We start from the raw sequence: 26,289 nt of genomic DNA on the forward strand, positions 1-26,289 counted from the left end.
ATGACTGTTTTATTGGTGACGAATGATTTCCCACCGACTGTCGGTGGGATTCAGTCGTACTTGCGGGATTATGTGCAGGAGGTCGTTCACCGTCGTGGGGCGCAGAGCATCATTGTGTTTGCCTCGATGCAGGATAAGGCGGCTGCTCTCGCTTGGGATGTGGAACAGCCGTACACGATTATTCGTTGGCCGTTTCCGGTGATGTTGCCTACTCCTGCTGTCCGGAGGATGATGCAGCGAATTATCAGGGAACAGCACGTCGATACGGTGTGGTTTGGTGCTGCAGCTCCTCTTGGAGTGATGGGGGGTGCTGCGAAGCGTGCGGGTGCTTCGCGGGTTGTGGCGACGACGCATGGCCATGAGGTCGGGTGGTCAATGTTTCGCGTTGGTCGTCGACTGCTGCGAACGATTGGCGGTAGTGCCGATGTAATCACGTACATTTCGGAGTACACACTGGGGCGATTCAAGGAAGCATTTGATCCGAATCCTCAGTTCGTTGCGCTTCCCTCAGGCGTATCGACGTCCCGCTACGCGCCCGCAACGCAGCAGGAGAAGTTGGAGACCAGAGCTTCGTTCCGAATCGGCGCGGAGTCTCCGCTGATTGTGTGTGCGTCGCGTCTGGTGAAACGCAAAGGGCAAGACCGGTTGATCCGCGTCCTGCCTAGGGTGCGCGAGCAGGTGCCGGGTGCACAATTGGTGATTGTTGGGGAGGGGCCGTATGCCCGTCGGCTTCACGCGATGGCGGAGGGCGTCGACGGTGTCAGGTTCACCGGGCGGGTCAGCGACGATGACCTGTGTCGAATCGTTGCGGCTGCAGACGTGTTCGCGATGCCGGTTCGTACCCGCGGCGGAGGCCTCGACGTTGAGGGTCTCGGGATTGTGTTTCTCGAGGCCCAGGCGTGTGAGGTGCCGGTGGTCGCTGGTGATTCGGGCGGTGCGCCGGAAACGGTGACGGACCACAGCGGAGTGGTCGTCGATAAGAATGATGATGCACTTGTCGCGGCGTTGGTGCGTCTGCTGCGTGATCCCCTGCTGCGGGAATCGATGGGGAAGGCGGGTCGACGCCATGTGCAGCGGGAGTTTTCGTGGCAGGTGTTGGGGGAGCGGTGTGAGAAATTATTATTTTCTCAGGCTCTCGGCGACTAGCATGGTCATGTATGTCTACTGAATCCAAGCTGACTGTCGGTTTTGATATCGGCGGGACGAATACTCGCGCAGCAGTGGTTGATGACTCTGGGCGCATCGTTGCATCGATATCTACTGGTACTCCGCAGACTGGTGATGAGCTTATCGACGTCATCGTCGATATGGTGCGGCAGCTGCAGCGGGAGTACGTGGTTGATGCTGTCGGCTTGGCTATCGCCGGTTTTCTTGACCCGGACTGCGAGATCGTGCGGTTCGCCCCGCATTTGCCGTGGCGCAACGACCAGCCGGTTCGGGCGCAGCTTGAGGAGGCTCTGGGGCTACCGGTCCGCCTTGAGCACGACGCGAACGCGGCAGCCTGGGGTGAATACCGATTTGGCGCAGCAAAGGATGCGGATATCTGGGTGTTCTTTGCCGTCGGTACCGGTATCGGCGCAACGCTGATGATTGATGGCAAGATTTACCGCGGATCGTTCGGCACTGCCCCCGAGTTCGGGCACTTGACTGTTGTGCCAGATGGGCGCGTGTGTTCCTGCGGTAAGCAGGGCTGCTTGGAGCGGTACGCCTCGGGCACGTCGTTGGTGGACTGTGCTTTGGAGGTCGCAGCGCACGGCGGTTTTAAGAAGTGCGGTTTGTACCGGAAAGTCGTCGATAAGCGGGCGACGGGCCATGACGTGATGGAGGCTGCACGCGAGGGCGATGAGCTTGGCGTGAAGGCGCTTGCGAGTTTTGCGGAGTGGCTGGGCCGTGGTTTGTCGATAGTGGCTGACGTTATGGATCCGGGCCTGGTGGTTCTTGGCGGTGGCGTGAGCGCCGACGCAGACCTCTTTATGGAAGATGCCAAGGATTCGTTGCGTCGTAACATGGTTGGCTCCGGGTACCGCCCTGTTCCGGAGATTCTATGCGCAGAGCTGGGCCCGCAGGCAGGTATGATCGGTGTCGCAGACTTGGCTCGTGAGGATCTAGCAGGGAGACACCGTGCATAACAAGTGGTATTCGGCGTTTAAAGCGTTGCTAGGTCCAGCGCTGCTCGTGTGGAACCGTCCCACGATTGAAGGCGCGGAGCATGTGCCGGACGAAGGCGGCGTCATTCTTGTCTCGAACCACCAAGCGGTGATGGATTCGTTCTATCTGCCGCTGATGCTGCGTCGGCAAATCACGTTTCCGGCGAAGAGCGAGTACTTTACGCAACCTGGCTTGAGGGGCAGGTTCAAGCGGTTTTTCTTTACCGCTGTTGGTCAGATCCCTGTGCATCGCGGTGATTCGAATGCGGGCGCGAACCTGCAGCAGGCTGCGCGCGAGGTGATTGTTGATCGCAACGACGTGTTCGGTATCTACCCGGAAGGCACGCGTTCACCGGATGGTCGCATCTACAAGGGGCGCACCGGTATGGCTCGTGTCGCGATGGACACGGGAGCGCCGGTGATCTTGGTGGCCATGATTGGCACCCGCGAGGCGAACCCGATCGGGTCGGTGCTTCCGCGCCCGGCGAAGGTCCGCATCAAGCTCAGCGAACCTATTGACCCGCACGCTTGGGCGACGGAGCACGGATTTGATCCGCACTCGCGGGAGGTGATGCGTCCGTTTACGGACTTCGTGATGCATAAGATGTCTGCGTTGTCCGGGTACCCGTACGTGGATGTGTATGCTTCGGACGTCAAAAAGCATCTGGAAGAGACGGGGCGCTATCCTGAGGGCGCCGAGCCCGAAGAGGATTAAGTAAGGACGTTTGATGGACCGGGACCTCGTTACTCGTATTGTGCTCGTGTGCTGCGCGGTGGGAGCGTATCTCGTCACGAGTGAACTTGAGATAGCCAGGAATGTGATTTCGCCGCTACTCGTACTGTTCGTTGCAGCGGTGATGTTTTGGCCACGCAAACCTGAGGGCCCGGAGGGTGAGGCGAACTAGTGCGTTACTTTTACGACACAGAGTTCATCGAAGACGGCTCGACCATTGAGCTAGTCTCCATCGGCATCGTCGCGGAGGACGGCCGTGAATACTACGCGGTGTCCAATGAGTTTGACGCCGCGCGTGCGAACCAGTGGGTGCGCGACAATGTCTTGGATAAACTGCCCGGTGCTGGTCACCCCGCATGGAAGTCGCGGGAGCAGATCCGCAGTGAGGTCTACGAGTTCTTGACGACGCCCCGCTCCGCCCCGGAGCTTTGGGCATGGGTGGGGGCGTACGATCACGTTGTGCTGGCGCAGCTGTGGGGTGACATGACCGGGTTGCCGAAGAACCTTCCGCGCTTTACTCGAGAGCTGAAGCAGTACTGGGAAATGGCGGGGCGGCCGAGGCTGCCACAGGTGCCGCGCGGGAACCACGATGCATTGGTAGATGCGCGCCATAACCTGAAGAAGTACCGCGTATGCGCGGAATATTTGCCGCTTGACCGGCTTGGCCGCGCGTCTAGATCGTGAGACGCGCGTTTCACACTTTGAGTCTGTGCAGGTATTCGCGCCGCAAAGTTGTGGTATTCGTCGCAGCTTCGTGCTAAACATTAAGTGTGAGTTGGACAGTAGATATCCCCAAAGAAGTTCTCCCCGATTTGCCACCGCTCCCGGGAGACCTCAATGCACAGTTCCAGGACGCGTTGTCGCGTGACGCGAAGCAGCAGCCGAGCTGGGACCGTCATGAGGCTGAGTATGTGCGGAAGATTCTCGAATCTGTACCGCCGGTAGTTCTTGCCCCAGAGGTTGAAGAACTCAAGCAGAAAATGGCGAAGGTCGCTAACGGTGAAGCGTTTTTGCTTCAGGGTGGTGACTGCGCGGAGACATTTGAGTCCAACACAGAGCCTCATATCCGCGCGAACGTGCGTACACTCCTGCAGATGGCGGCGGTGTTGACGTACGGCGCGTCGATGCCCGTAGTGAAGCTCGGGCGTATCGCCGGGCAGTACGCAAAGCCACGTTCATCCGATCTCGACGGCAACGGCTTGCCGAATTACCGCGGTGACATCGTCAATGGCGTCGAACCGACTCCGGAGGCGCGTCGCCATGATCCCGCTCGCATGGTCCGCGCGTACGCAAATGCGTCTGCGGCTATGAACCTGGTTCGTGCACTTACTGCGTCTGGTACCGCGGACCTGCACAACATCAACACTTGGAACCGCGAGTTTGTGACCAACTCTCCGGCGGGTGCACGCTACGAGGCTCTCGGCCGTGAGATTTCGCGCTCGCTTGCGTTCATGGATGCTTGTGGCGTGAGCGACGAACACCTCCGGACCTCGGAGATTTACGCCTCCCACGAAGCCCTGCTTGTGGACTACGAGCGCGCTATGCTGCGCCTCGCCGAAGACGATCAGGGGGAGACGCGGCCGTATGACCTGTCCGCGCATCAGCTGTGGATCGGCGAGCGCACCCGCGATCTCGATGACTTCCATGTGAACTTCGCCGCGATGATTGATAACCCGATCGGCATCAAGTTGGGGCCGACGACCACTCCGGAAGAAGCCGTGGCGTACGCGGATAAGCTCGACCCGAATTTCGAGCCTGGCCGTTTGACGATGGTGATCCGGATGGGGCACGACAAGATTCGCGAAGTGTTGCCAGGCATCGTCAACGCCGTTGAGGCATCTCGCCATAAGGTGATTTGGCAAAGCGACCCGATGCACGGCAACACGTTTACGGCGTCAAATGGTTACAAGACCAGGCACTTTGACAAGATTCTGGATGAGGTCCAGGGCTTCTTCGAGGTGCACCGTCAGTTGGGCACGCACCCGGGTGGCATCCACATTGAGCTGACCGGCGAGGCGGTCACCGAGTGTCTCGGCGGTGCGCAGGACATCACTGACGTTGACCTGCCAGGCCGCTACGAATCTGCCTGCGACCCGCGCTTGAACACTGAGCAGGCACTCGAGTTGGCCTTCCTCGTAGCGGAGATGTTGCGCTACTAAGATTGCGCGCGGCGGTGGCGCCTTAGGGCATCGGTAGGAGGATCTGCGGAATCTCGCCGTACATGCCGGACCCGAGCCACCAGCCGCCCACCGCAACCAAGCCTGTGCAGATTGCGCTGAACACTAGGAAAACTGCCAGGCCGATTCCCGAGCGGTTGCTCACCGGCTTGCGAGGTCGCGCCGGGGAAAGCGGGGCTTGCGGTGGAGCCGGGGCTGGTACCTGTGGTGGTGGCGGTGCAGGCGCCGGGGGCTGGACTGTCGGCGCATCCACACGTGTTCTCGGGGAATCATCTGTTGAATTCGGCCGGAGGCGAAACTGCGTGGGGTGAGCTGCGGCACGATTCGCTGCGGAATGCCTTGGTACTGGTACCGCGTAGGGTGGTAGCTCAAGCGCGTCCGCTACGTCGTTGAGCGCAGCGAGGAACTCCGATGCGTCATGGAAGCGGTCGTGGGGGTCGGTCGCGGTGGCGGTGGCCACGAGTTCGTCGAAAAGCTTTGGTACGCCTCCGATCCGAGAGCTGGGCGCGGGCACCACATCATGTAGCCGTGCGAAGGCGTGCGCGATGGGGGTATCGCCGTTGAAGGGCTGCTGGCCGGTGAGTAGCTCAAAGAGCACGATGCCTGCGGAATAGACGTCGGAGGCCTGCGTGATCGGTGAACCGTCCACTTGCTCGGGGGAGAGGTAGGCGACCGTACCTACGATCTGGTCGGTAGAATGCGTGATGTCTGAGACTGCGCGCACAAGGCCGAAGTCCGCAAGCTTGACACTGTGATCGCTGTTAATCAGGATATTGTCCGGTTTGATATCGCGGTGCACCATTCCTTTTTGGTGCGCGACCGCGAGGCCAGTGAGCACAGCCCGCATTACCTCGGCGGCGGCGTGCGGCGGCATGGGACCGCGCTCGGCGAGCAGCTCACGCAGTGTTCCACCGGTGATGAGCTCCATGATTAAAAATACTTGGTTCGTGGGTTCGCCTTGGGCAGCGAAGTCGTACACGTTGACCAGGTTGGGGTGGGAAAGCTGGGCCATCGCTCGAGCTTCTCGACGAAACCTCTCACGAAACACGCTGTCATGCACGTAGGACTCGTGCATCACCTTGGCGGCAACTTCACGGCCTAAACGCGTATCGACGCAGCGGTATACCGTCGCCATGCCACCGCGTGCGATGGGGCGATCGATGATGTACCGGTTGTCCAGCGTGTCTCCAACTGCGAGCTGTGCCATGCGCTCCAGTATGGCCCAAACGTGCTCTCGACGCGTAAACTGTCGGTCGTGAGTGCTCAACAGACTATTGATTCTTTGCTCGAACACGATGAACTGCTGACCTTTCCCGAAGTTGCGGAAACACTCGGCGTTCCAGTCACAAAAATCCACGACTATGTTCACGCCGACAAGCTCCTCGTTTACCGCAAGGACGGCGTGAATTACATTCCTGCGCTCCTGCTGGCGGACGGCGAAATGTCAAAGTTCATCAGCGGTGCAATCACCGTGCTTGCGGACGGCGGCTTTTCCCCCGAAGAGTCGCTCCAGTACCTATTCACCCCCGATGAATCACTGAGCGGCCGTCCAATCGACGCGCTGCACGGCCATGGTGCCCGCGAAGTTATTCGCCGAGCACAGGCGATGGCGTTTTAGCCTGCTTGAACGGCCACACCGCAAGCACTGCTGCAAAGGCCACGAACGGTGCCGCGACGAGGAACCAGGCATCGTAAAAGCGGTGGTTACCGCCGCCTGTAAACGCCAGCACGATGATCACGCTCGCACCCACGGCGACCTGTTGCACCCACCGCGGTGCCCGGAAAGTTCCCACGAGTGCCAAAATCGACGCGTAGTACCAGGGGAGCGTGACCGCATTCGTGATGAACGCGGCGACGTACGCGGCGGTGGTGCCCTGGACAGCGCGCACGTCGTTCGCTGCACCCGGTTTCGGGCGGAACCACCACCACACAACGGCTAACGCCACCAACATCAGGATGGAAGCGGCCGCGCGCACGACAACGAGCAGGCTGTTGTAGTAGAAGTGGTCGTCGAAAAGCTGGAACCCGGGAGTGAGTATCTCGGTGACCAGCGTGGGCCCTGCCAACGGGTTGATCACCTTCGAGTTGCCGGAGATCTCAGCCAGCCATCCCCACGACGCGCCAGACGCCGCGGTGACAACATAAAGCACCCCGCCTGTCAGCGCGATAGACCAAGCCGTGGCAAGGATGAACACGCCGCACTTCTTAAGCACAGATGCTGATGCACCCGCGAAATGGGCAACCATCAGCCACACGATGAAAGGCATCGCCACGGCAGCCGTGGCCTTGAGCGAGACCGCAACAGCCACCACAGCGATGGCGCCACTAAAAGTGGCGAAGGTTGCTGGGCGGCGTAGTGCCCACACGATGCCGACGCTGACGAGCCCCACCATCACGGCCTCGTTGTGCATGCCGCCAACCATATGCAGCAGCATCAAGGGGTTCGTCGCGCCAATCCAGAGCGCAAATGCACTGTCGCCGCCGAGCTGCTGCGCAATTTTCGGGACCGTGATGATAATCAGCGCGAAACCCGCCAGCGCTAGGAGCCGATATGCAACGATGCCGGCACCTACACTATCGCCAGTTACCAGTGTGATCAGCTTGCCTAACCCCAGGTGCAGCGGACCGTACGGGGTGGTGGTGTTGCGCCAGTCGTGCGAGACTTCCCACAGCAGCGGGCCGGGGTTGACGGCCGCACCTTCTGAGTATGGGTCGAAGCCGTCGCGAAGCATGGCGCCTTGCATCAGATAGGAGTACACGTCGCGCGAGAGCATCGGTGCGCTCAGCGCGAGTGGTGCGGTCCACAGCCAGGTGGTGCGCCGTACCGTATCGAAGGTGGGACGCGTACGCCACAGCCACAGCCAGGCAAGCAACAACAAAACGATGCCGACGCTCATCGTGATGTCCATGAGCGCACGCCCGTGCCCGTACGTCAAATTGTCGACGCCCAACATACGCATCACGCCGCCACGGTTGCGGGTGGCGCCGGCCCCAAAGGAACCAAGGGCCACCAAGATACTTGCCAGCAGCCCTAGTCGTGTCGGCGAAAGAGACTTCATTGCTACATACGCCTAGCCGTGGCTTTGATAGCTAAGTCACGCATGAACTGCGCAACTGCATCATCAATCCCTGCGTCCGAAAGGTGCTGCAGGCCTGATTCAGTGAGGCGGTCGATGCGCGCCTCTACTGCCTCGACGGCGCCACTTTCTTGAATAAGCTCTGCGAGTTCGGAAAGCTCCTCTGGCGATGCTGCGACACCAATCCCGTCGCGAAGGCGTTGCGCTGCGGCAGGATCGGACGCGTCCAAGTTTGCCAGCGCAGTGGCGAACAAGACGGTACGCTTGCCCTCACGGATATCGTCGCCAGCCGGCTTGCCGGTCACCTCAGGTTCACCGAAGACCCCAAGGATGTCATCGCGGAGCTGGTACGCAATGCCAATATCACGTCCGTAACCACGGAACGCGGCGATCGTTGCATCCGGCGCGCCGGCAATCGCGGCGCCAAGGTGGAGCGGCCGTTCAATCGTGTACGCAGCGGTCTTGTACCGATTCACCTTGTCTGCGAGCTCAACAGATTCGCTGCCCTTAGCCTCTAACATGATGTCCAGCAGCTGGCCGCCGATCACCTCAGTGCGCATCCCCACCCACGGCTTCGCCGCGCGGTCGAGGGCATCATTCGTGAGCCCCGAGTATCGCCACATGTCTTCTGCCCACACCAGCGCAAGATCGCCAATCAAAATGGCCGAGTGCTCGCCGAACGAAGCGGCGTCACCACGGTAGCCTTCGTTGCGGTGCGTTGCCTCAACTGCGCGGTGCACTGTTGGGTTGCCGCGCCGGGTGTCGGAGGCGTCGATAATGTCGTCGTGGATGAGCGCACACGCCTGAATGAACTCGAGTGAGCTCACTGCGCGCAGCACTGCGTCGGGGTTCTCCTGGCTGTGGTCAAGCCCTCCTGCACCGATGAAGCCTGCCCAACCGTAGAGTGGCCGTATCCGCTTGCCTCCACCGAGGACAAACTTGCGCAGGTAAGAGACTGCGTCCTCCACTGGGGCACCAATTTCCGCGACTACCGATTCCTGGCCGTCGAAGAACACGCGAAGCTGCTCCTCAACAAGTGCGGGGATAGCCTCGAGCGTCGGCCCTTGTGAGGATACTTCAGACACGTTGTGCTCCATTCCAGAATCTGTCGTAGACGTATGCACCTAGAGACTACCGAGTTACCACGACAAACCTACAACATTGGTGAGGCGCTGAGTGGCAGCGATCGCCCAAGAATCGCAAATGGCCGCGGATCAGCGGGGTAGAGGTAGTTACGTGCGACGTCGGAGAACCCAAATTTGCGGTAGAGCTTGAACGCACCGTTGTCCTCGTGCTCGACCTCAGGGGTAGACAGTAGAGCAAATTTTGCCGGCGCAAGGCGCAGGAGCTCCCGGAGCAACCTCGCGCCGATACCTCTCCCTTGATAGCTAGGGAGCACATGGATTTCAGCGACCTCAAAGTAGCTTTGGAGTAACTCCTTTTCGCTTTTCGACGGCCCCCCTTGCATGGCAAGCGCCCGCCTGAGCTGCTGATCCCACCATCGTTCACGCTGTCCCAACATTCCGTATGCAATGCCGATGATCGTGTCGTCAGCAACTGCCGCGATTGCAGTGAAGCCTGGGGAGAGAGCCTCTTGGCGCCAGGAGGAGATGCGTTGCGCCCGAACATTGACCGGGTAGTCCATGGCCTCTATATAGAGGTCGACGAGTGCAGGCGTTGCAAGAAGGTACTCGGCCGATGTGAGTCGGCGGATTTCGGGCTTCATGCCTTTATCGAACCATGAGTTCGGAAAGTTTCGCCATATTCGAACAAATGAGCGAAGTTCTGGGGGGTTTGTCGGACCCATTTTCTATATTCATCTGAAATGCGAAAGGGAAATGAAGGAGAAATCAACATGAACAGCGTTATCTCTGCGACAACGAACGAAGTTTACGGTGCTCGCGTCCGTCAATCGAAGCGTGACCAGTTTCTTGAAACTGCCGATGGTTGCCTCACGTATGCCTATGGGCGATTTGAGGAGGGGGCGTACGACGAGGCTATGGAATATGCCTACCGTGCAGCGCTGCGGACTGCGGGTGCGGTGTGTTCCGATAGTCCGGTAATTCAGAAGCGAAAGCGGCTGCCAAGTAGTGCGTGGAAGAAGCTTGCGCTCACGGGGAAGGGCGGTGAGCGGTGGGCGAATGTGTTTGAGTCGTTCTCGCGGGAACGCGGCCGCGTTGCCTCGGGGATTGAGCATATGCCGCCAGCTGGCAGGGTTGCGCAGTTGCTTGAGCAGGCGGAACAGTTCTACCTCGAGGCACTTCCTGCCGGAAATGGTGTTGCGGCTTAGCCGGGGCAATCTTGCCCTCGTCTCCCGGGGAACAAAGGCGCTAGGATGGCCGTTGTATGGATAGCAACGTCCGCTTTGGAGCTTGGGAGTAGAGCAGTGTCACTTTCTGAACAGGAGCAGCAAGCACTCCGCGCAATTGAGCAGTCACTCATGGCAGATGACCCTTCATTTGTGCAAAGCGTCGGCCGAAACGCCGACTATGCGGCTCCATCGTCCACAGGCCGGATTACGATGCGCAGCGTTGCGTTAATGGTGCTTGGAGTGGTGTTGTTGCTCGGCGGTGTTGCGCTTGCCTCGCTTTCCATTTGGACAGTAATCATTAGCGTTATCGGGTTCGGCGTCATGATGGCTGGTGGAATCATGGCGTTGCGCACCCCAGCGCATGGCCCATCTGTATCGCAGTTGCGGAATGTTTCCCGGAACCAGCCGAAGTCTCCTCGAGTGAGCTCGATGGAGCAGAACTTTAAACGCCGGTTCGAGGATCGGCCTTAATCCTAAAAAGGACCACGCCCCCTTTACTGGGGGCGTTTTTTATTGTGTGGGCGAAGCCAAGCGCCCCACTTTCACCCACATTCTCCACTTTTGCCCACACGTGTATGCGGAGATGGACTTTTGTGGGTATTTCTTTGCGTATCTAGTCGACTAGTGGGGTGATTGTGGCTATTGTGAAGCGCGAAAGGGGGAGGGAGCCCCACCGTTTTCTTACTCGTTGACCTGCGGTTATGTTGAAGTCGGTAATCTTTTTTGTGTGTGGTGTGGCATTTGTGGGGCACAGTGGGTTAAAGTGGGGCGTAGCGGAAGGCGCGGTGGTGTGCTGACTACACACCTTTGTCGCACGAAGCAGAGAAAACTACATACATCACGTGTCTGACGGCGTAGAGGAAGGTGGGTCGCCCGATGTTTCTGGGAACCTACACTCCCAAGCTTGATGACAAAGGACGCTTGACGCTGCCTGCGAAGTTCCGAGAGGACCTCGCGGACGGGCTGATGGTGACCAAGGGGCAAGATCACTCTTTGGCGGTCTACCCCCGTGCGGAGTTCGCAGCGCGAGCCAAAAAGGCTGCTGCAGCATCCCGTACGAACCCGAAGGCTCGAGCGTTCATTCGTAATCTGGCTGCCAGTGCGGATGAGCAAACGCTTGACGGTTCTGGTCGTATCACGTTGTCGGCGTCGCACCGGGAATACGCAAACCTTTCCAAGGAGTGCGTGGTTATCGGTTCTGTAGATTTTCTCGAGATCTGGGATGCACAATCCTGGGCTCAATATCAAGAAGAGACTGAAGCCGCCTTCTCGGCGGCGGATGACGACGACATACTCTCCGGTCTGCTGTAAGGCTGACTACCTGACAGTGGACATCGACTACTGACGGAGAGCGTGTACGGACTCTATCCCGGGCGTGAAGCGTTCTGGTGTACTTCCCCGACATCAGAGCAGCCGCCCGGGGTAGGGCTCTATACGCTCCCCAAACATGGGTGTAGGTAATTTTCAGAACAACGCAGTGAAGGGAGTGTGCCCGACAATGGTAGAAGCCGCGATGGACTTTGATCCGGTGGCAAACCGTGGCCACGTTCCCGTGATGCGTAACCGGATGGCGGAATTGCTCGCACCAGCAGTTGAGCAATTCGGCGATCGCGCAGTGATTGTCGACGGCACCCTCGGGGCAGGCGGCCACACTGAGTACTTTCTTTCTACATTTCCAAACGCGTACGTTATTGGAATCGACCGAGACCCAAACGCGTTAGCTGCGGCAACGCAGCGACTGGCTCCATTCGGCGACCGTTTTGTTCCGGTGCAAGCCCGTTTTGACGCAATTGGCGAAGTTGCGGCTTCTGACGAGCGGGTGCCTTTCGGCATCGTCCGCGAAAATGGAGTTGCCGGGGCGCTGTTTGACCTTGGCGTTTCTTCGATGCAGCTCGATCAGGAAGAACGCGGTTTCGCGTACAAGATTGATGCCCCGCTAGATATGCGGATGGATACGACGCAATCGCTCACTGCAGCTGACGTGCTGAATACCTACTCGCACGGTGACTTGGCACGCATTTTGAAGACGTACGGAGACGAGCGTTTTGCGGGAAAGATTGCTCGGGCGATTGTTCAGCAGCGTGAACAGGAGCCATTCACAACGAGTGCGCGTCTGGTGGAGCTGCTGTACGACACGATTCCGGCAGCCACACGTAGATCGGGCGGGCACCCGGCAAAGCGAACGTTCCAGGCGCTGCGAGTCGAAGTGAACCGCGAGCTCGAAGCGGTCGAGCAGGTCCTTCCCGTCATTACTGACCTCCTAGGAGTTGGTGGCCGTGTGGTTTTCATGAGCTATCAATCGTTGGAAGACAAAATCGTCAAGGCGGCGTTTCGGGAACTCACGGAGTCGAAAACCCCACCGGGGCTCCCGATGGACTTACCCGGTACGCAGCCGCTGTTTCGATCCATCACAAATGGGTCGGAGAAGGCGTCGAAAACTGAAATTGAACATAACCCTAGAGCGGCGTCCGTACGGGTACGTGGTGTCGAGAAACTAGCACAAGGCAACTAAGGAACTGATCAATCATGGCAGCACGAGAGTACAGCGGATCGAACATGACGCTGACGCGCGGTGATCAGGCACGCCCGCAGACGCGGCGCTCCGGCCAGCAGCGTAGCGCGAACACTCGGCTGCTCAACCCGGGAATTCGGCCACACGTCCCACACCCGCGTACTCACGGGCGGTTGGGGTCGAAGCAGATTGTGTCCTACCGCGGCAGAAGGATTGCGCAGCCGGCTGTCGCTAAGAAACAGTTGTCGCTGACGTTCACAGTGACGGTGGTATTGCTGGTATTCGGGGTTGTTGCTGCGATGGGGCTCAGCGCTTTGTCGACGACGCAAACGTTTACCATTCAGCGCCTTCAGGCGCAGGAACGAGAGCTGACCAACCGTGTCGAATCGCTGACCCGCGACCTTGAGGACCGCAAATCATCCGCAGAGATTGCACAACGTGCAGGTGACGCAGGCCTGTTGGTTCCATCGGCTCCAGGGATCGTTGCGGTGCATGAAGATGGCAGTGTGCATGAGCAGCGTCCGTTCGACCCGAACGCAACTGTCGGTGTGGTGGACGTGAATGAGTCTCACGCACGATCTGGGCGCGCGTCGAGTGACCAGCAAGCAACTCGCGAAATCGGTGATTCTTTGACGCAGCTTCCTGGCAATAACGTGCTTGGCAGCACTTCTCGTTTGGACAACGTGGCGCCGTATGCGCCGAATGTCCCACCTACGCTCTAAGCTCTAAGGGCACGAATCGTTTCTTACCCGTTGAATGCAATTGAGTGAGGTGAATATAGGGCAGTGGTCGAATCGCACCCGGACCGGAGAAAACGAACTGCTCGGCCACGTGCCCTGCAAGCACCTCAAGCGCCTAAGACACGGCGAAGTGTGTTGCACCAGCGGTCCCAATGGGCAGTAATTCTGTTTCTTGTAGTCAGCGTATTTTTGGTCGGCAGGCTGTTTCTTGTGCAGGTGGTGTGGGGTCCACAGCTGCGCGAGCAGGCGCAATCGCAGCGCGCCAGGATTTACACTGACCCCGCGCGGCGCGGTGAGATCGTGGACCGCGAAGGTAACCACCTGGCGTACACGATGCAGGCGCGGTCGTTGACTGTGTCGCCGGTGACGCTTCGTAAGGAATTGCGTGAGCAGGTCATGCTCAATGAAAACATTCCGAATCTCGACGATGACGCGACGCGAGCCATGGTTGACGCGAGAGTCGAGGATATTCTGCGCACGATGGCCAACGAGATTCCCGTCATGATTGGCGAGGCAATGGGCGAAGAGGACGTCGATAGGCGACGAGACAATGACGATATGCGCAGTGTGGGCAAGGTTGACGCACGCGACATCCTCGAGAAGCTGCACGCGGATTCGAACTACGAGGTACTTGTCCGGAACGTGGACCCTGATGTGGCGTCGAACATTGCTGCTGAGTTCCACGGCGTGGCCTCGGACCACCAGGACATCCGGCAGTACCCGAACGGGGCGATTGCTGAAAACATCCTCGGCAAGGTGTCGATGGACGGGCAGGGACAGTTTGGGCTTGAAGCATCGAGTGATGCGGTGCTCACCGGGATCAACGGGCGCAAGACAGAGGACGTGTCGAACGACGGGCAGTCCATCCCCGGTACGCTGCGCGATGTTGTACCCGCGGTGGATGGCGCGAAGATCACCTTGACGATCGACCTGGACCTGCAGTCGTTTGTGCAGCAGACTCTGGAGAACGCGAAACGGAACTCGTTGGCAAAGGACGCCGAGGCAGTAGTGCTCGATGCCCGCAGTGGTGAAGTGCTAGCAATGGCGAATACCTCCACTATTGACCCGAACGGGGACATCGAACGGCAGCTGCGCGAAGGGAAGGACTTCAGCAATAACGCGATCTCGCACCCGTTTGAGCCGGGTTCCGTGGCGAAGATTATCGCAGCGACTGCGGCAATTGAGGAGAAGGTGACTACTCCGGAAGAAGTACACCAAGTGCCGGGCTCTATCGACATGGCTGGTATTACTGTGCGCGACGCGTGGGAGCATGGCGTGATGCCGTACACCACAGCGGGCATCTTCGGGAAGTCCTCGAATGTGGGCACCTTGCAGATTGCGCAGAAGCTGGGCGAGGAGCGCTATTGGGATTACCTGCAGCGCTTCGGAATCGGAAACACAACCGGCATTGAGCTGCCCAACGAGTCCGCCGGTCTGTTGCCAGTGCTAGAGCAGTGGTCCGGAGGAACGTTTGCGAACCTACCAATTGGGCAGGGAATGAGCTGGACAGCGCTTCAGATGGCCAGCGTCTACCAAACGCTTGCCAACGGTGGCGAGCGGATTACGCCTCGCATTATCCGCAGCATTGAAAGTGCAGAGGGCACACCGCTGGAACAGCCCGAACCTGAGCGGCATCGTGTGGTGTCGGAGGCGACGGCACGCACAGTCGTGGACATGTTCCGTTCCACGTTCCAAAACGACCCGGCAGGGATCAACAACGGTACCGCCCAGAACAGCCAACTTCCTGGCTATCAGCTTTCGGGCAAGACTGGTACCGCGCAAAAGGTGAATCCTGAGACTGGCGCCTACTCGCAAAACCAGTTCTGGATTACGTTTGCTGGCATCGCGCCTGCGAACGATCCGCGATTTGTCGTGGCCGTCATGCTTGATGAGCCGCAGCGAGGTACACGAGAAGGCGGAGCCGGTGGACAGTCGGCAGGTCCGGTGTTTACTGAAATCGCCAGCTGGTTGATCAATAGGGAGAACTTGCCACCTAGCCCAGAAGCGGACCAGTACGTTTTGCAAGCCCAGTAGGGAAGTTTCACAATGAATGACATGACGCAGACAACACCGAACGCGCCTACCCTGGAGGCGCTCGCAGCGCTGTCTGGTGGGACGCTCCACAACGCCCCAGATCAGCCGCTGCACATTGAAGAGATTGCACTCGATTCGTCGAAGATTGCCCCAGGCGGACTGTTCGCAGCTTTGCCCGGCACCCGCGTGCATGGTGCAACGTTTGCAAAGCAGTGCCCAGCAGGCGCCATCTTTACTGACAATGCAGGCGCGAAGATCCTCGAGGACCAAGGGGAAACGCGGCCGGTGCTGGTCGTCGAAGACGTTCGCGAAGTTCTCGGCGATGTGTCAGCCGAGGTGTATGGTCACCCATCCGAGCACATGACGCTGCTCGGGGTTACCGGCACGTCTGGCAAGACTACCGTGACGTACATGCTGGAGAAGGGGCTTGAGGCAGCAGGAGCGAAGGTTGGTCTGATTGGCACCACCGGCACGAAGATTCTCGGCGAATACGTTCCAACGTCCCTGACTACCCCGGAAGCTCCGACGCTGCAGTCTCTGTTCCGCCGCATGCTGCAGGCTGGAGTGACGCACGTAGTGATGGAGGTTTCTTCCCACGCGCTCATGCTTGGCAGGGTGAGTGGCACGTCTTTCGATGTCGCTGGGTTTACAAACCTGAGCCAGGATCACCTGGACTTCCATAAAACAATGGAGGAGTACTTTGAGGCGAAGGCGCTCTTCTTTGACCCGACGTCGCGCAGTGCCGCGAAACGCGCGGTAGTTTGCGTCGATGACGAGTGGGGCGAGCGCATGGCTGACCGGGCACAGCACCCGGTTCGCGTTGGCACCCACGGCCAGGTTGGGGTCGACGTGAGCGCGAAGCAGCTGTCCGCAGACAAGACTGGCGCGCAAGAGATTTCCTTATCGACGCCCACTTCGACTCACACGTTGACGCTGCAAATGCCGGGCGCGTTCAACGTGGCTAACGCTGCCTTGGCAACCGCTATGGCGTACACCGCCGACGTTGATGTAGATGCATTCATGAAGGGCCTATCAAAAGCGCAGGTCCCTGGACGTATGGAACGCATCGACTGCGGGCAACCGTTTGTTGCAGTCGTGGACTACGCGCATAAGCCTGCGGCCATCGCAGCCGTGCTGGATACGCTCCGAAAGCAAGTGGCTGGACGCGTCGGCATTGCTGTTGGCGCCGGCGGGGACAGGGATGCGTCGAAACGCGTCATTATGGGCCGCGAATCTGCGCAGCGTGCTGACTTCGTAGTGGTGACTGATGATAACCCGCGTACAGAGGACCCAGCATCGATCCGCGCGGAGGTGCTGCGTGGTGCATTGGAACTCGCGGATGCTCCCCACCACCCGGAGGTGCGTGAAATCGGCGACCGCGCTGCGGCGATTGACGCTCTGGTGCAGTGGGCACAGCCGGGAGATGCGGTCATTGTCGTTGGCAAGGGGCATGAAGTCGGCCAGATTGTTGGCACTACGACGCACCACTTCGATGATCGGGAAGAGATGCGTCGCGCCCTAGAAACTTTCGCGAGGTAACAGTAGATAATGATTGCATGTTCGTTGGGTGAGATCGCCGAGATCGTCGGGGGAACGCTGTCGAAGGAGGCGGACCCCGAGGCGAAAGTATCGGGTGGCGTCGAGTTTGATTCGCGGAAGGTGTCTGAGGGCGACCTTTTCCTTGCGCTGAAAGGCGCGAGGGTTGATGGACACGACTTCGTCGGCACGGCATTGGAGCAGGGCGCGGTAGCCGCCATAACCACGCGCGACGTGGGTGCTCCTGCGGTGATCGTTCCGTGCGCCGAGGTTCGGCCAGATGACAACTCTGACTTGGCTGCGAGCGACCCAACGGGCAGTGCACTCGGTGTTGTCGCGGGGCTTTCGAAGCTCGCAGCGCACGTGGCTCGCAGCCTAGTTCGCGAACACGGACTCACAATTGTCGGCGTGACCGGTTCGGCGGGGAAGACCTCGACGAAAGACCTGATCGCTGCGGTGCTTCGCCACAAAGGCGAGACCGTGGCTCCTCCGGGTTCCTTTAATAACGAGATTGGTCACCCGTACACGGTGCTGCGCTGCACACAGGAGACGGCGTTTTTGGTGGCGGAGATGTCCGCGAGGGGCATTGGGCACATCGCGCATCTTGCAAAGATTGCCCCGCCATCAATCGGCGTGGTGCTCAACGTTGGCTCCGCACACCTTGGGGAGTTTGGCTCGCGCGAGGCGATTGCTCAGGCGAAGGGCGAGTTAGTCGAATCACTCCCTGATGCGGATCACGGTGGAATCGCCATCTTGAACGCCGATGACCCATTTGTTGCAGGTATGCGTCCCCGCACAACTGCGAAGGTGTGGATGTTTTCGGCTGAAGGATCGCCCGAAGCAGACTTTTTTGCTACGGACATCTCATTGGACGAGGTTGCCCGAGCATCGTTTGTGATGCACACGCCAGACGGGCAACAGCACCGAGTTCGCCTGGGTGTGCACGGCGCCCACCAGGTTGGCAACGCGCTTGCTGCGGCGGCAGTCGGTTTCGGCGCGGGCATGCAGCCTGAAGCGATCGCGGCAGCGCTGAGCCAGGCACGGACCGTATCCGTGAACCGCATGGATGTGCGCACCCGCGAGGATGGCGTGACTGTCATTAACGACGCGTACAACGCAAACCCTGAATCGATGCGTGCCGGTATCGCAGCGCTTGCGTCGACGGCTGCCGCACACCCGGGGGCGCGATCGATTGCGGTGCTCGGTGAGATGGGCGAGCTCGGCGAGGAGTCCGCGTCAGCCCACGCCGAGCTGGCCGCAGAACTGGTAAAGCACAACATCACGGACCTTGTAGCAGTGGGGCAAAGTGACGCGATGGAATCGCTGGCGCAAGCGGCACAGCAGCAGGGCATCGCCACACAGTCTGTTGCCGATAGTGCCGAGGCAAGCAACGCTGTCGAAGCTACGATTACCACTGCCACACCCCCGCCAGCAGTGGTGCTGGTCAAAGCGTCGAACGCCCAAAAGTTGTGGGTGGTGGCTGAACAACTCATGCGCACCCGTACGCTTGACAGTCAAAGTAAGTCAACCAATGAGAATGAAGCAAGGTAGCAGTCTCACATGATTCAAGTAATTGTCGCAGGAGTTATCAGCTTCCTCGTTTCCATCTTTGTCACACCTTTGTTGATTCGGTATTTCCACCGCCGCGAGATCGGCCAGGAAATTCGGGAGGACGGGCCGCAGTCGCACGCGCGGAAGCGCGGCACCCCAACGATGGGTGGCATCGCTATTTTGCTCGCGATCACGCTGGGCTACTTGGCTAGCTCGATTGTCGCGCTGGCCACTAACCACGCGGCGTTTACCGCAAGCGGCGTCATCGTGCTGGGCTTGACATTGGCGCTTGGCCTGGTCGGGCTTGCCGACGATGGCATTAAACTCTTCATGAAGCGCAATCTCGGTTTGAACAAGACCGCGAAGCTTGTGTCCCAGTTTGCAATTGCGATTGTTTTCGGCCTGCTGATCACGCGATTTCCTGACGAGAACGGCTTGACGCCAGGCTCGACCCTGCTGAGTTTTGTGCGCGATATCGAAACGATTGACATCGCGGTCGGCGGTGGAATCCTTGGCGCAATTCTGTTCCTGATCTTTATCTACATTCTGCTGGCTGCTTGGTCGAACGCGGTGAACCTCACCGACGGGCTCGACGGACTGGCCGCTGGTACGACTGCTCTGGTGATGGCCGCGTACACCATGATCACGTTCTGGCAGTTCCGGAACTCTTGCGAGGCAGCGCTGGCAGCGGGCTGCTACAACGTCCGCGACCCGCTTGACTTGGCGGTGCTTGCGGCTGCAGGCTTCGGTGCCTGCGTTGGATTCCTGTGGTGGAACGCGTCCCCGGCCAAGATTTTCATGGGTGATACTGGTTCGCTGGCGCTCGGTGGCCTCGTAGCGGGCCTGTCAGTGGCATCCAAGACCGAGCTTCTGATGATCATCATTGGCGCACTCTTCGTGCTCGAGGCAGCCTCGGTGGTCATCCAGGTGGCATCGTTTAAGTCCACCGGCAAGCGTGTGTTCCGGATGGCGCCGTTCCACCACCACTTTGAGCAAGGCGGCTGGGCGGAGACAACCGTGGTTGTGCGTTTCTGGCTCATCGCTGCGATGGCGGTCGCGCTCGGCACCGCAATTTTCTACGGTGAATGGCTCACACAGAACGGAGTGACGCTGTCATGATCGATACGAGTGTGATCCCCGCAGAGATTTCCCGCGGCGTGCTGCTGGCTGGTGCGGGCGTTTCGGGCCGAGGGGTGCTCGGCATGCTCCAGCAGGTCGGCGTTCCATGCATCGTCGCGGACGACAGCGAGGAAAACCGCGAGTTCGCTGAGCGCACGTGGGGAGTGCGGGCCGTCGATACGCAGCTGGCACACGAGTACTTCGGTGAGGTCGGGGTAGTAGTGACGTCTCCAGGGTGGAGGCCCGACACGCCGCTGCTTGTCGACGCCGCCTCGGCCCAACTCGATGTCATCGGTGATGTCGAGCTGTGCTACCGGTTGGATCGCGCGGGCGTGTTCGGGCCACCGCGCGAGTGGCTCGTTGTGACAGGCACGAACGGTAAAACCACCACCACTGGCATGCTCGCAGCCATGATGCAGGAGACATCTGCCCGCACTGGTAAGCGTGCGCTGGCGTGCGGAAACATCGGTACCGCCGTGGCTGACGCGGTGGTGGATCCCCAGCGTGTCGATGTGCTCGTGGCCGAGCTGTCCAGTTTCCAGTTGCATTGGTCGAGCCAGCTCGTTCCCAACGCGGCAGTTCTACTCAACCTTGCGGACGACCACATTGACTGGCACGGCTCATTCGAGGCGTACGCGGCTGCGAAGGCGAAGGTGCTCAAAGCTCCCAACGCCGTGGTCGGCATCGATGACGAGCACGTGCAAGCGATCGTGGCACAGAATGACCGCAAGCAATTCTTCGGTTTTACGCTCGGCCAGCCCGAAGAGGGCCAGGTCGGTGTTATCGACGGCAAGCTCGTTGCGCGCCGCGACGGCTCGGTCCTTGAACTGGCAGATACGAATGGCATTGAACCCGCGGGTGCTGCAGGCGTGCTGGACGCAGGCGCCGCCGCTGCCGTGGCGTTGCTGTGTGGTGCGACACCCTCTGAGATTCGTGAAGCACTCGCAGGCTTCCACGTTGCGGGGCATCGCGGAGCCGTGGTCCACGAGGCGAATGGCGTTCGGTGGATCGACAACTCGAAGGCGACGAACCCGCACGCGGCTGATTCGGCGTTGACCGGGGCGGGCACCGTCGTGTGGGTTGCAGGTGGTCAGCTGAAGGGCGCTGCGATTGATGAGGTCGTCGAAAAACATGTGGGGCACATGCGTGCCGTAGCGCTGCTTGGGGTCGACCGCATGGAAATTTACGACGCCGTCAAGCGGCTGGCACCTGACCTGCCTATCTTTGCGACTGACTCGACTGACCCCGAGGTGGCAATGGACGCCGTGGTTCGCTTTGCTGGAGAGCACGCGCAGCCTGGCGATAGCGTTGTGCTGGCACCGGCTGCCGCGAGCCTGGACATGTATCCGGGTATGTCTGCGCGCGGCGACGCGTTTCGTGCGGCCGCCAGGCGACACTTTTCACTACAGTAACTTGAGACACAGCAGTGTTCGAAGCGAAGGGTAATGAGGTGCCATGAAGCGAAATCGTCGACAGCAACCGCCGGCGCGTGCGCCAAAGACTGGCACCCGCGACGTGCCTCAAAGCGCACTGGGCCGGGCACATACGTCGTTCATTGCGGCGCTTGAGCAGCGGCCCCTCATTGACTACACCGTGATTCGGACCGTGGTGCTGGTGCTGGCTGCGTTGGGCGTCGTGATGGTGATGAGCTCGTCGATGGCGTCATCGTTCGCTGCTTCGAGCAGTGTGTGGTCGACTGCGCTTCGGCAATCCCTGATGGTGCTGGCGGGCCTTGTCTTGTTTTGGGTTTCGCTGATGATCCCGCCCGAGCGCATCCGGAAGCTGGCCACGCCACTATTCCTCTTCGCGGTGTTCCTGCTGGTACTGGTGCTGCTAATCGGTACCGGACGTGAGGAAGTCGGTTCGCAATCGTGGCTGATGTTCGGCTCGTTGACGATGCAGCCTTCTGAGTTCGCCCGTGTGGCTATTGCAATTTGGGGTGCTGCGGTGCTGTCGAAGAAGCAGCCGCCAGCATCGGCGCCTGCGTGGCAGTCGCCGACCGCACAGTTCTTGCTTGGCGCGGGCGTGTGCATCCTCCTGATTGCGAAGCAGGGTGACGCCGGCATGACCATGTCGTTTGCCGCCATCGTGATCTTTGTGCTGTGGTTCGCAGGCTTCCCGCTCAAGGCCATCGGCATCCTCTGCGGGCTCATCGGTGCTGCAGCGGTCATGTTGTTCCTGCTTGGCGGCTTCCGCTCGCAACGCTTCCACGTCTACTTCGAGGCGCTGTTCGGAAACTTCAGCGATACTCGCGGTGCTGCTTTCCAGACGCACCAAGGATTCCTTTCTCTTGCCGACGGCTCCCTCTTCGGCGTCGGCCTCGGACAGTCCCGCGCGAAGTGGTTCTACCTCCCAGAGGCACGAAACGACTTCATCTTCGCCGTCATCGGCGAAGAGCTCGGTATGTGGGGCGGCATTATGGTGATCGCCCTGTTTGCTGCTCTTGGCTACTTCGGTTTGCGCACTGCGCAACGCGCACAGACATCGTTCCAGGGACTCGCCGCTGCCTCGTTAACAGCAGGCGTAGTTTCGCAGGCGTTCATTAACATCGGGTACGTCGTCGGCCTTGTGCCGGTGACGGGTATTCAGCTGCCGATGTTGTCCGCCGGTGGTACCTCGGCAGTGATTACCTTGTGGTCGATGGGCATGCTGGCCTCCATTGCCCGCCACGAGCCCGACGCAGTCTCGGCCATGCAGAACTACGGGCGCCCACGCTTCGACAGAATGCTGTTCGTCCCGGAGCCGAAGGCGACGGCACAGCTGCGCGCGACTCGCGCGGAGCGAACTCGTACACATGAGCAGTCACGCCGAGAGCAACGGTACGGAGTGCCTGTTGCTCACCGAGTTGCCCCAGACGACCGTGCTCAGCGGCACTCGCCCCGGCCCACCAGGAATGTCGAGGTAACGCAACGGAGACCACGACCGAACCAATCAGAGCGACGCCGGTACCGTTAGGTGGCCGTCGAAAAGGAAAGGACGGGATCCATCATGGACAAGATCCAACACACAGTGGTGCTCGCAGGGGGAGGCACCGCGGGCCATATTGAACCGGCACTCGCGGTAGGCGAGGTGCTTCGTGAACAGTACGGCGCAAATGTGATTGCGCTCGGAACTGAGCGTGGACTGGAAACCACTATCGTCCCCGCGCGCGGCTTTGACCTTCAACTCATTGACCCTGTGCCGATCCCGCGCAAGAAGCCATGGAAGCTTCTTGGCGTGCCGTTCAAACTTGCGCGTTCCGTGCACCAAACACGGAAGGTGATGAAGGAGTCGAAGGCTGAGGCAGTCTTTGGTACGGGTGGCTATGTGTCGGCGTCTGCGTACCTTGCCGCGGCATCGTTGCGTCTACCATTTTTCGTCTTGGAAACGAACGCGTTGGCGGGCATGGCCAATAAGCTTGGCGTCAAGCTAGGTGGTGTCGGGATTAACGCCGTGGCGAACTCGGGGATGCCGGGTGATGTCGTGGGGATCCCGGTGCGTCCGGGAGTGGGCGTCGATACGGATGGAGCGAAAGCGCTGCGTGGGTACAAGATGTGGGACCTTGATCCGGACAAGCCGGTGGTTCTGATTACCGGTGGGTCCCAGGGCGCGGTGAGCATCAACCGGGCTGTTGCCGGGGCCATCGAGGACATCACGGCGCGCGGGTACCAGGTGCTGCACGCCTACGGCAGAAAGAACGACGCCCCGAAGCCACACGAAGGCTACACGGCGGTGCCGTACATCGACGACATGGAAGCTGCGTATGCCGTGGCGGACATGGTTGTGTGTCGCTCCGGCGCCATGACCGTGGCGGAAAACTCAGCCGCTGGCCTGCCAGCCGTTTACATCCCACTGCCGCACGGCAACGGCGAACAGGGGCTTAACTCGGCGCACCTGGTAGCTACCGGGGCGGCAATGCGTATCGATGACGCCGAGCTCACCCCAGACGCGCTTGCCCGCAGCGTCAACGAGATTTTGGGTCGGCCAGAGCAAATGCAGCGCATGCGAGAAGCGCTCGAGCACTCTGGCGCGGGTAGTGTGGCAGAAGATCTCGCTGCACGGATCATTGCGACTATCACAAAGGAGTAACACCGTCATGTCTTCCGAACACACCACCGCGCCTGGTTCTGTGGATCTTTCCCGCGTACATCTGGTTGGTATCGGTGGCGCTGGCATGAGCGGTGTCGCCCACATCCTGCTTGACCGCGGGGCAGTAGTGACCGGGTCCGATGTGAAAGACTCCCGTCCAGTGCGTGCGTTGCGCTCGCAAGGTGCACAGGTCGCAGTCGGACACGACGCCGCGAACCTCGAGCTGACGGGGCAACTTCCGACCGTCGTGGTCACCAGCTTTGCTGCGATTCCGAAAGATAATCCGGAGTTGGTGCGTGCGAAGGAGGAGGGAATTCCTGTGATTCGCCGCTCAGATCTGCTCGGCGAGTTGATGGACGGTTACACGCAGCTCCTGCTAGCAGGCACGCACGGCAAGACGTCCACGACGTCCATGACCGTGGTGGCGTTGCAGGCTGCGGGGGAGGACCCTTCCTTTGCGATTGGTGGCCAGCTCAACAAAGCCGGCACCAATGCCCACCACGGTGCGGGCGATATTTTCGTGGCGGAGGCGGACGAGTCCGATGCTTCGTTGCTTCGCTACAAGCCAAATATCGCCGTTATCACCAACATTGAGCCTGACCACCTGGACTACTTCGGCACGCACGAGGCATACTTCAAGGTGTTCGACGACTTCGCTGATCGCGTGCAGCCCGGCGGTTTCCTCGTCGTTTGTATGGATGACGAGCACGCTGCAAGCTGTGGTGAGCGCGCATTGCAGCGCGGCATCAACGTCGTCGGCTACGGCACTGAAGCAGCGGCTGCAGCGCACCCAGATATTCCCGCAGGTGCAGTAGTTGTAGAAGAGCGTATCGACGGCTCCTACGTCGACGTGCGTGCTCGACTCAACACCGGTGGCACATCTGCTGAGTACTCCTATCGCCTGTCGATCCCTGGCCGCCACATGGTGCTCAACTCCTTGGCCGCGCTGTTGTCCTCGACGCTGGCGGGTGCGGAACCTGAACGGATCGCAGCGGGGCTGAGCGGGTTCTCCGGTGTCCGGCGCCGCTTCGAGTTTAAGGGCCTCGTAGAGGACGGGCCGTTCGCAGGTACCCGTGTCTACGACGACTACGCGCACCACCCAACCGAGGTCACCGCTGTGTTGACGGCGGCGCGGGAGAAAGTCGAGTCTGAGGGCAAGGGTGCGCGCGTCGTTGTGTGCTTCCAACCGCACCTGTACTCGCGCACACAGAACTTTGCCCAAGAGTTTGCTGACGCCCTCTCGCTCGCGGATGTCGTCATGGTGCTGGACATCTTCGGCGCACGCGAAGCGCCCGTTGAAGATGTGACCAGCAGGCTCATTACTGACAAGATGGATAGCTCGGTGCCGGTAGTGCTTGAGCCCAATTTCCTCGCAGTACCGGTGACACTGGCATCAATGGTTCGTCCTGGGGACGTCATCCTAACGATGGGCGCTGGGTCGGTGACAATGCTCGCCGATGAGATCCTCGCGCAACTTCGGCAGGCGGAGGTTTAGCGTGACAGGGCAGACAGAGCATGAAGCCTTCGAGTCGGACCACCTCGACGAGTTTGGTGATGAGGACGCTCAAACGCGTAGCAAGAGCAAGCGCAAGCGTCGCTTCGCTATCGCGGGAGCTGTCATCGCTGGTCTCGCTGTGTGCGGAATTGCGTTGCCGTTTACACCGTTGATGCCGGTGAAGGGTGTGGTTGTTGATGGCAACGACGTGCTCACGCCCGAGGCGGTGCAAGCCCAGTCCGATATTGAGCTGGGCACGCCTATGGGGCTGGTCAAGGTGCGCCGTGCTGCTGAGAACATCGTGCAGGACCCGTGGGTGGACGTTGTTACGGTGCACCGCGACTGGCCAAGCACTGTGAGAGTTGACCTCAAAGAGCGTGTCGCAGTGGCGTACTTGCAGCAGCCGGACGGGGCGCATCTGATCGATACTGAGGGCAAGGATTTTCTGATCGCTGAACCGCCGGTTGGGGCGATGGAGCTCGTGGGGGTCGACGTCGAGAACAAGGAGCAGATGCGGGAAGCTGTGGCGATCGCGGCGTCGATAAGCAGTGGTGCGCGTGCGCAAGTTGCCGCTTTGGAGGCGAATGGCCGCTACTCATTCGTGCTGCGGTTACACGACAACCGCCGCGTGGTGTGGGGCGCCTCAGAAGACAATGCGAATAAGTCACTGGCCTTTGAAACCGTTTTGCAACGCGAGGGCGCCGAGTTCAATATTTCTAATCCGGAGCTGATTACCGCGCGGTAGCGGTGTAAAACCCCAGGTCAAAACCCTAAAGTAAAGGTTTAGGG

Annotated in this window: 24 protein-coding genes and 1 pseudogene; 21 read left to right on the forward strand and 4 right to left on the reverse strand. The window is 59.9% G+C overall.

Features of this window, described 5'->3' with window-relative positions; translation table 11 throughout:
- From KBX14_RS00315 to KBX14_RS00340, 6 genes are all read left to right on the forward strand, one after another.
- A complete protein-coding gene (locus KBX14_RS00315) occupies positions 1 to 1,146 on the forward strand; it encodes a glycosyltransferase family 4 protein (RefSeq protein WP_256041651.1) in 1,146 nt (381 codons plus the stop codon).
- 11 nt (positions 1,147 to 1,157) lie between these two features.
- A complete protein-coding gene (locus KBX14_RS00320; RefSeq protein WP_070362197.1) occupies positions 1,158 to 2,129 on the forward strand; it encodes an ROK family protein in 972 nt (323 codons plus the stop codon).
- Positions 2,122 to 2,862, forward strand: a complete 741-nt coding sequence (locus KBX14_RS00325; RefSeq protein WP_070362198.1) for a 1-acyl-sn-glycerol-3-phosphate acyltransferase — start codon at positions 2,122 to 2,124, stop codon at positions 2,860 to 2,862. Before KBX14_RS00320 ends, KBX14_RS00325 begins: the two co-directional genes overlap by 8 nt.
- A gap of 13 nt (positions 2,863 to 2,875) precedes the next feature.
- Positions 2,876 to 3,052 (forward strand): hypothetical protein, encoded by a 177-nt coding sequence (locus KBX14_RS00330; protein ID WP_168161635.1) that lies wholly within the window; start codon positions 2,876 to 2,878, stop codon positions 3,050 to 3,052.
- Entirely contained in the window at positions 3,052 to 3,564 is a 513-nt protein-coding gene (locus KBX14_RS00335; protein ID WP_070478769.1) for a polyadenylate-specific 3'-exoribonuclease AS, read from the forward strand. The genes KBX14_RS00330 and KBX14_RS00335 overlap by 1 nt, the downstream gene beginning before the upstream one ends.
- Before the next feature lie 86 nt (positions 3,565 to 3,650).
- Entirely contained in the window at positions 3,651 to 5,039 is a 1,389-nt protein-coding gene (locus tag KBX14_RS00340; protein WP_256041652.1) for a class II 3-deoxy-7-phosphoheptulonate synthase, read from the forward strand.
- A gap of 37 nt (positions 5,040 to 5,076) precedes the next feature.
- Here KBX14_RS00340 and KBX14_RS00345 read toward each other — a convergent pair.
- A pseudogene (locus KBX14_RS00345) lies at positions 5,077 to 6,264 on the reverse strand (protein kinase); the annotation flags it as partial.
- A gap of 48 nt (positions 6,265 to 6,312) precedes the next feature.
- Here KBX14_RS00345 and KBX14_RS00350 point away from each other — a divergent pair.
- Complete coding sequence (locus KBX14_RS00350; RefSeq protein ID WP_240492798.1) at positions 6,313 to 6,675, forward strand: Rv2175c family DNA-binding protein; 363 nt, start codon at positions 6,313 to 6,315, stop codon at positions 6,673 to 6,675.
- Here KBX14_RS00350 and KBX14_RS00355 read toward each other — a convergent pair.
- From KBX14_RS00355 to KBX14_RS00365, 3 genes are read right to left on the reverse strand one after another with little or no spacing between them, the layout of a single operon-like run.
- The gene (locus KBX14_RS00355) at positions 6,644 to 8,116 is read right to left on the reverse strand and encodes an alpha-(1->6)-mannopyranosyltransferase A (protein ID WP_070976531.1); all 1,473 of its coding nucleotides are present in this window, start codon (positions 8,114 to 8,116) and stop codon (positions 6,644 to 6,646) included. The two genes, KBX14_RS00350 and KBX14_RS00355, sit on opposite strands and share 32 nt — an antisense overlap.
- Before the next feature lie 2 nt (positions 8,117 to 8,118).
- The gene (locus KBX14_RS00360) at positions 8,119 to 9,231 is read right to left on the reverse strand and encodes a polyprenyl synthetase family protein (protein WP_070362203.1); all 1,113 of its coding nucleotides are present in this window, start codon (positions 9,229 to 9,231) and stop codon (positions 8,119 to 8,121) included.
- Positions 9,232 to 9,287: 56 nt separating this feature from the next.
- Positions 9,288 to 9,860, reverse strand: a complete 573-nt coding sequence (locus KBX14_RS00365) for a GNAT family N-acetyltransferase (protein WP_256041653.1) — start codon at positions 9,858 to 9,860, stop codon at positions 9,288 to 9,290.
- 129 nt (positions 9,861 to 9,989) lie between these two features.
- On the opposite strand from KBX14_RS00365, the gene KBX14_RS00370 reads away from it, so the two are divergent.
- From KBX14_RS00370 to KBX14_RS00435, 14 genes are all read left to right on the forward strand, one after another.
- Complete coding sequence (locus KBX14_RS00370; RefSeq protein WP_256041654.1) at positions 9,990 to 10,424, forward strand: SAV_6107 family HEPN domain-containing protein; 435 nt, start codon at positions 9,990 to 9,992, stop codon at positions 10,422 to 10,424.
- A gap of 96 nt (positions 10,425 to 10,520) precedes the next feature.
- On the forward strand, positions 10,521 to 10,916 hold the full coding sequence (locus KBX14_RS00375) for a DUF3040 domain-containing protein (protein ID WP_070362206.1): 396 nt from the start codon (positions 10,521 to 10,523) through the stop codon (positions 10,914 to 10,916).
- Between the two features lie 405 nt (positions 10,917 to 11,321).
- Positions 11,322 to 11,756 carry a division/cell wall cluster transcriptional repressor MraZ gene (gene mraZ, locus KBX14_RS00380; protein ID WP_070362207.1) on the forward strand — a complete coding sequence of 145 codons (435 nt, stop codon included), beginning with the start codon at positions 11,322 to 11,324 and terminating at the stop codon, positions 11,754 to 11,756.
- Positions 11,757 to 11,958: 202 nt separating this feature from the next.
- Positions 11,959 to 12,957 (forward strand): 16S rRNA (cytosine(1402)-N(4))-methyltransferase RsmH, encoded by a 999-nt coding sequence (gene rsmH, locus KBX14_RS00385; RefSeq protein WP_256041760.1) that lies wholly within the window; start codon positions 11,959 to 11,961, stop codon positions 12,955 to 12,957.
- Positions 12,958 to 12,971: 14 nt separating this feature from the next.
- The gene (locus KBX14_RS00390) at positions 12,972 to 13,679 is read left to right on the forward strand and encodes a hypothetical protein (protein ID WP_070976545.1); all 708 of its coding nucleotides are present in this window, start codon (positions 12,972 to 12,974) and stop codon (positions 13,677 to 13,679) included.
- 114 nt (positions 13,680 to 13,793) lie between these two features.
- Entirely contained in the window at positions 13,794 to 15,731 is a 1,938-nt protein-coding gene (locus KBX14_RS00395; RefSeq protein WP_370295848.1) for a peptidoglycan D,D-transpeptidase FtsI family protein, read from the forward strand.
- Between the two features lie 21 nt (positions 15,732 to 15,752).
- Complete coding sequence (locus tag KBX14_RS00400; protein ID WP_256041655.1) at positions 15,753 to 17,270, forward strand: UDP-N-acetylmuramoyl-L-alanyl-D-glutamate--2,6-diaminopimelate ligase; 1,518 nt, start codon at positions 15,753 to 15,755, stop codon at positions 17,268 to 17,270.
- 9 nt (positions 17,271 to 17,279) lie between these two features.
- Positions 17,280 to 18,818, forward strand: coding sequence for a UDP-N-acetylmuramoyl-tripeptide--D-alanyl-D-alanine ligase (gene murF, locus KBX14_RS00405; protein WP_070976548.1), 1,539 nt, complete (start codon positions 17,280 to 17,282; stop codon positions 18,816 to 18,818).
- Between the two features lie 9 nt (positions 18,819 to 18,827).
- Positions 18,828 to 19,937 (forward strand): phospho-N-acetylmuramoyl-pentapeptide-transferase, encoded by a 1,110-nt coding sequence (mraY, locus tag KBX14_RS00410; RefSeq protein ID WP_070478780.1) that lies wholly within the window; start codon positions 18,828 to 18,830, stop codon positions 19,935 to 19,937.
- Positions 19,934 to 21,349 carry a UDP-N-acetylmuramoyl-L-alanine--D-glutamate ligase gene (gene murD, locus KBX14_RS00415; protein WP_256041656.1) on the forward strand — a complete coding sequence of 472 codons (1,416 nt, stop codon included), beginning with the start codon at positions 19,934 to 19,936 and terminating at the stop codon, positions 21,347 to 21,349. The genes mraY and murD overlap by 4 nt, the downstream gene beginning before the upstream one ends.
- 43 nt (positions 21,350 to 21,392) lie before the next feature.
- Complete coding sequence (locus KBX14_RS00420; protein ID WP_256041657.1) at positions 21,393 to 22,892, forward strand: FtsW/RodA/SpoVE family cell cycle protein; 1,500 nt, start codon at positions 21,393 to 21,395, stop codon at positions 22,890 to 22,892.
- 33 nt (positions 22,893 to 22,925) lie between these two features.
- Positions 22,926 to 24,005: an undecaprenyldiphospho-muramoylpentapeptide beta-N-acetylglucosaminyltransferase gene (gene murG, locus KBX14_RS00425; RefSeq protein ID WP_256041658.1), complete on the forward strand. Its 1,080-nt coding sequence runs from the start codon at positions 22,926 to 22,928 to the stop codon at positions 24,003 to 24,005.
- Between the two features lie 7 nt (positions 24,006 to 24,012).
- Entirely contained in the window at positions 24,013 to 25,500 is a 1,488-nt protein-coding gene (gene murC, locus KBX14_RS00430) for a UDP-N-acetylmuramate--L-alanine ligase (RefSeq protein ID WP_071572461.1), read from the forward strand.
- A gap of 1 nt (position 25,501) precedes the next feature.
- A complete protein-coding gene (locus KBX14_RS00435; RefSeq protein ID WP_252930750.1) occupies positions 25,502 to 26,245 on the forward strand; it encodes a cell division protein FtsQ/DivIB in 744 nt (247 codons plus the stop codon).
- Positions 26,246 to 26,289 lie beyond the last annotated feature (44 nt).

This window comes from Corynebacterium sp. CCUG 61414 (assembly GCF_024453945.1).
Taxonomy (GTDB): Bacteria; Actinomycetota; Actinomycetes; order Mycobacteriales; family Mycobacteriaceae; genus Corynebacterium; species Corynebacterium pseudogenitalium.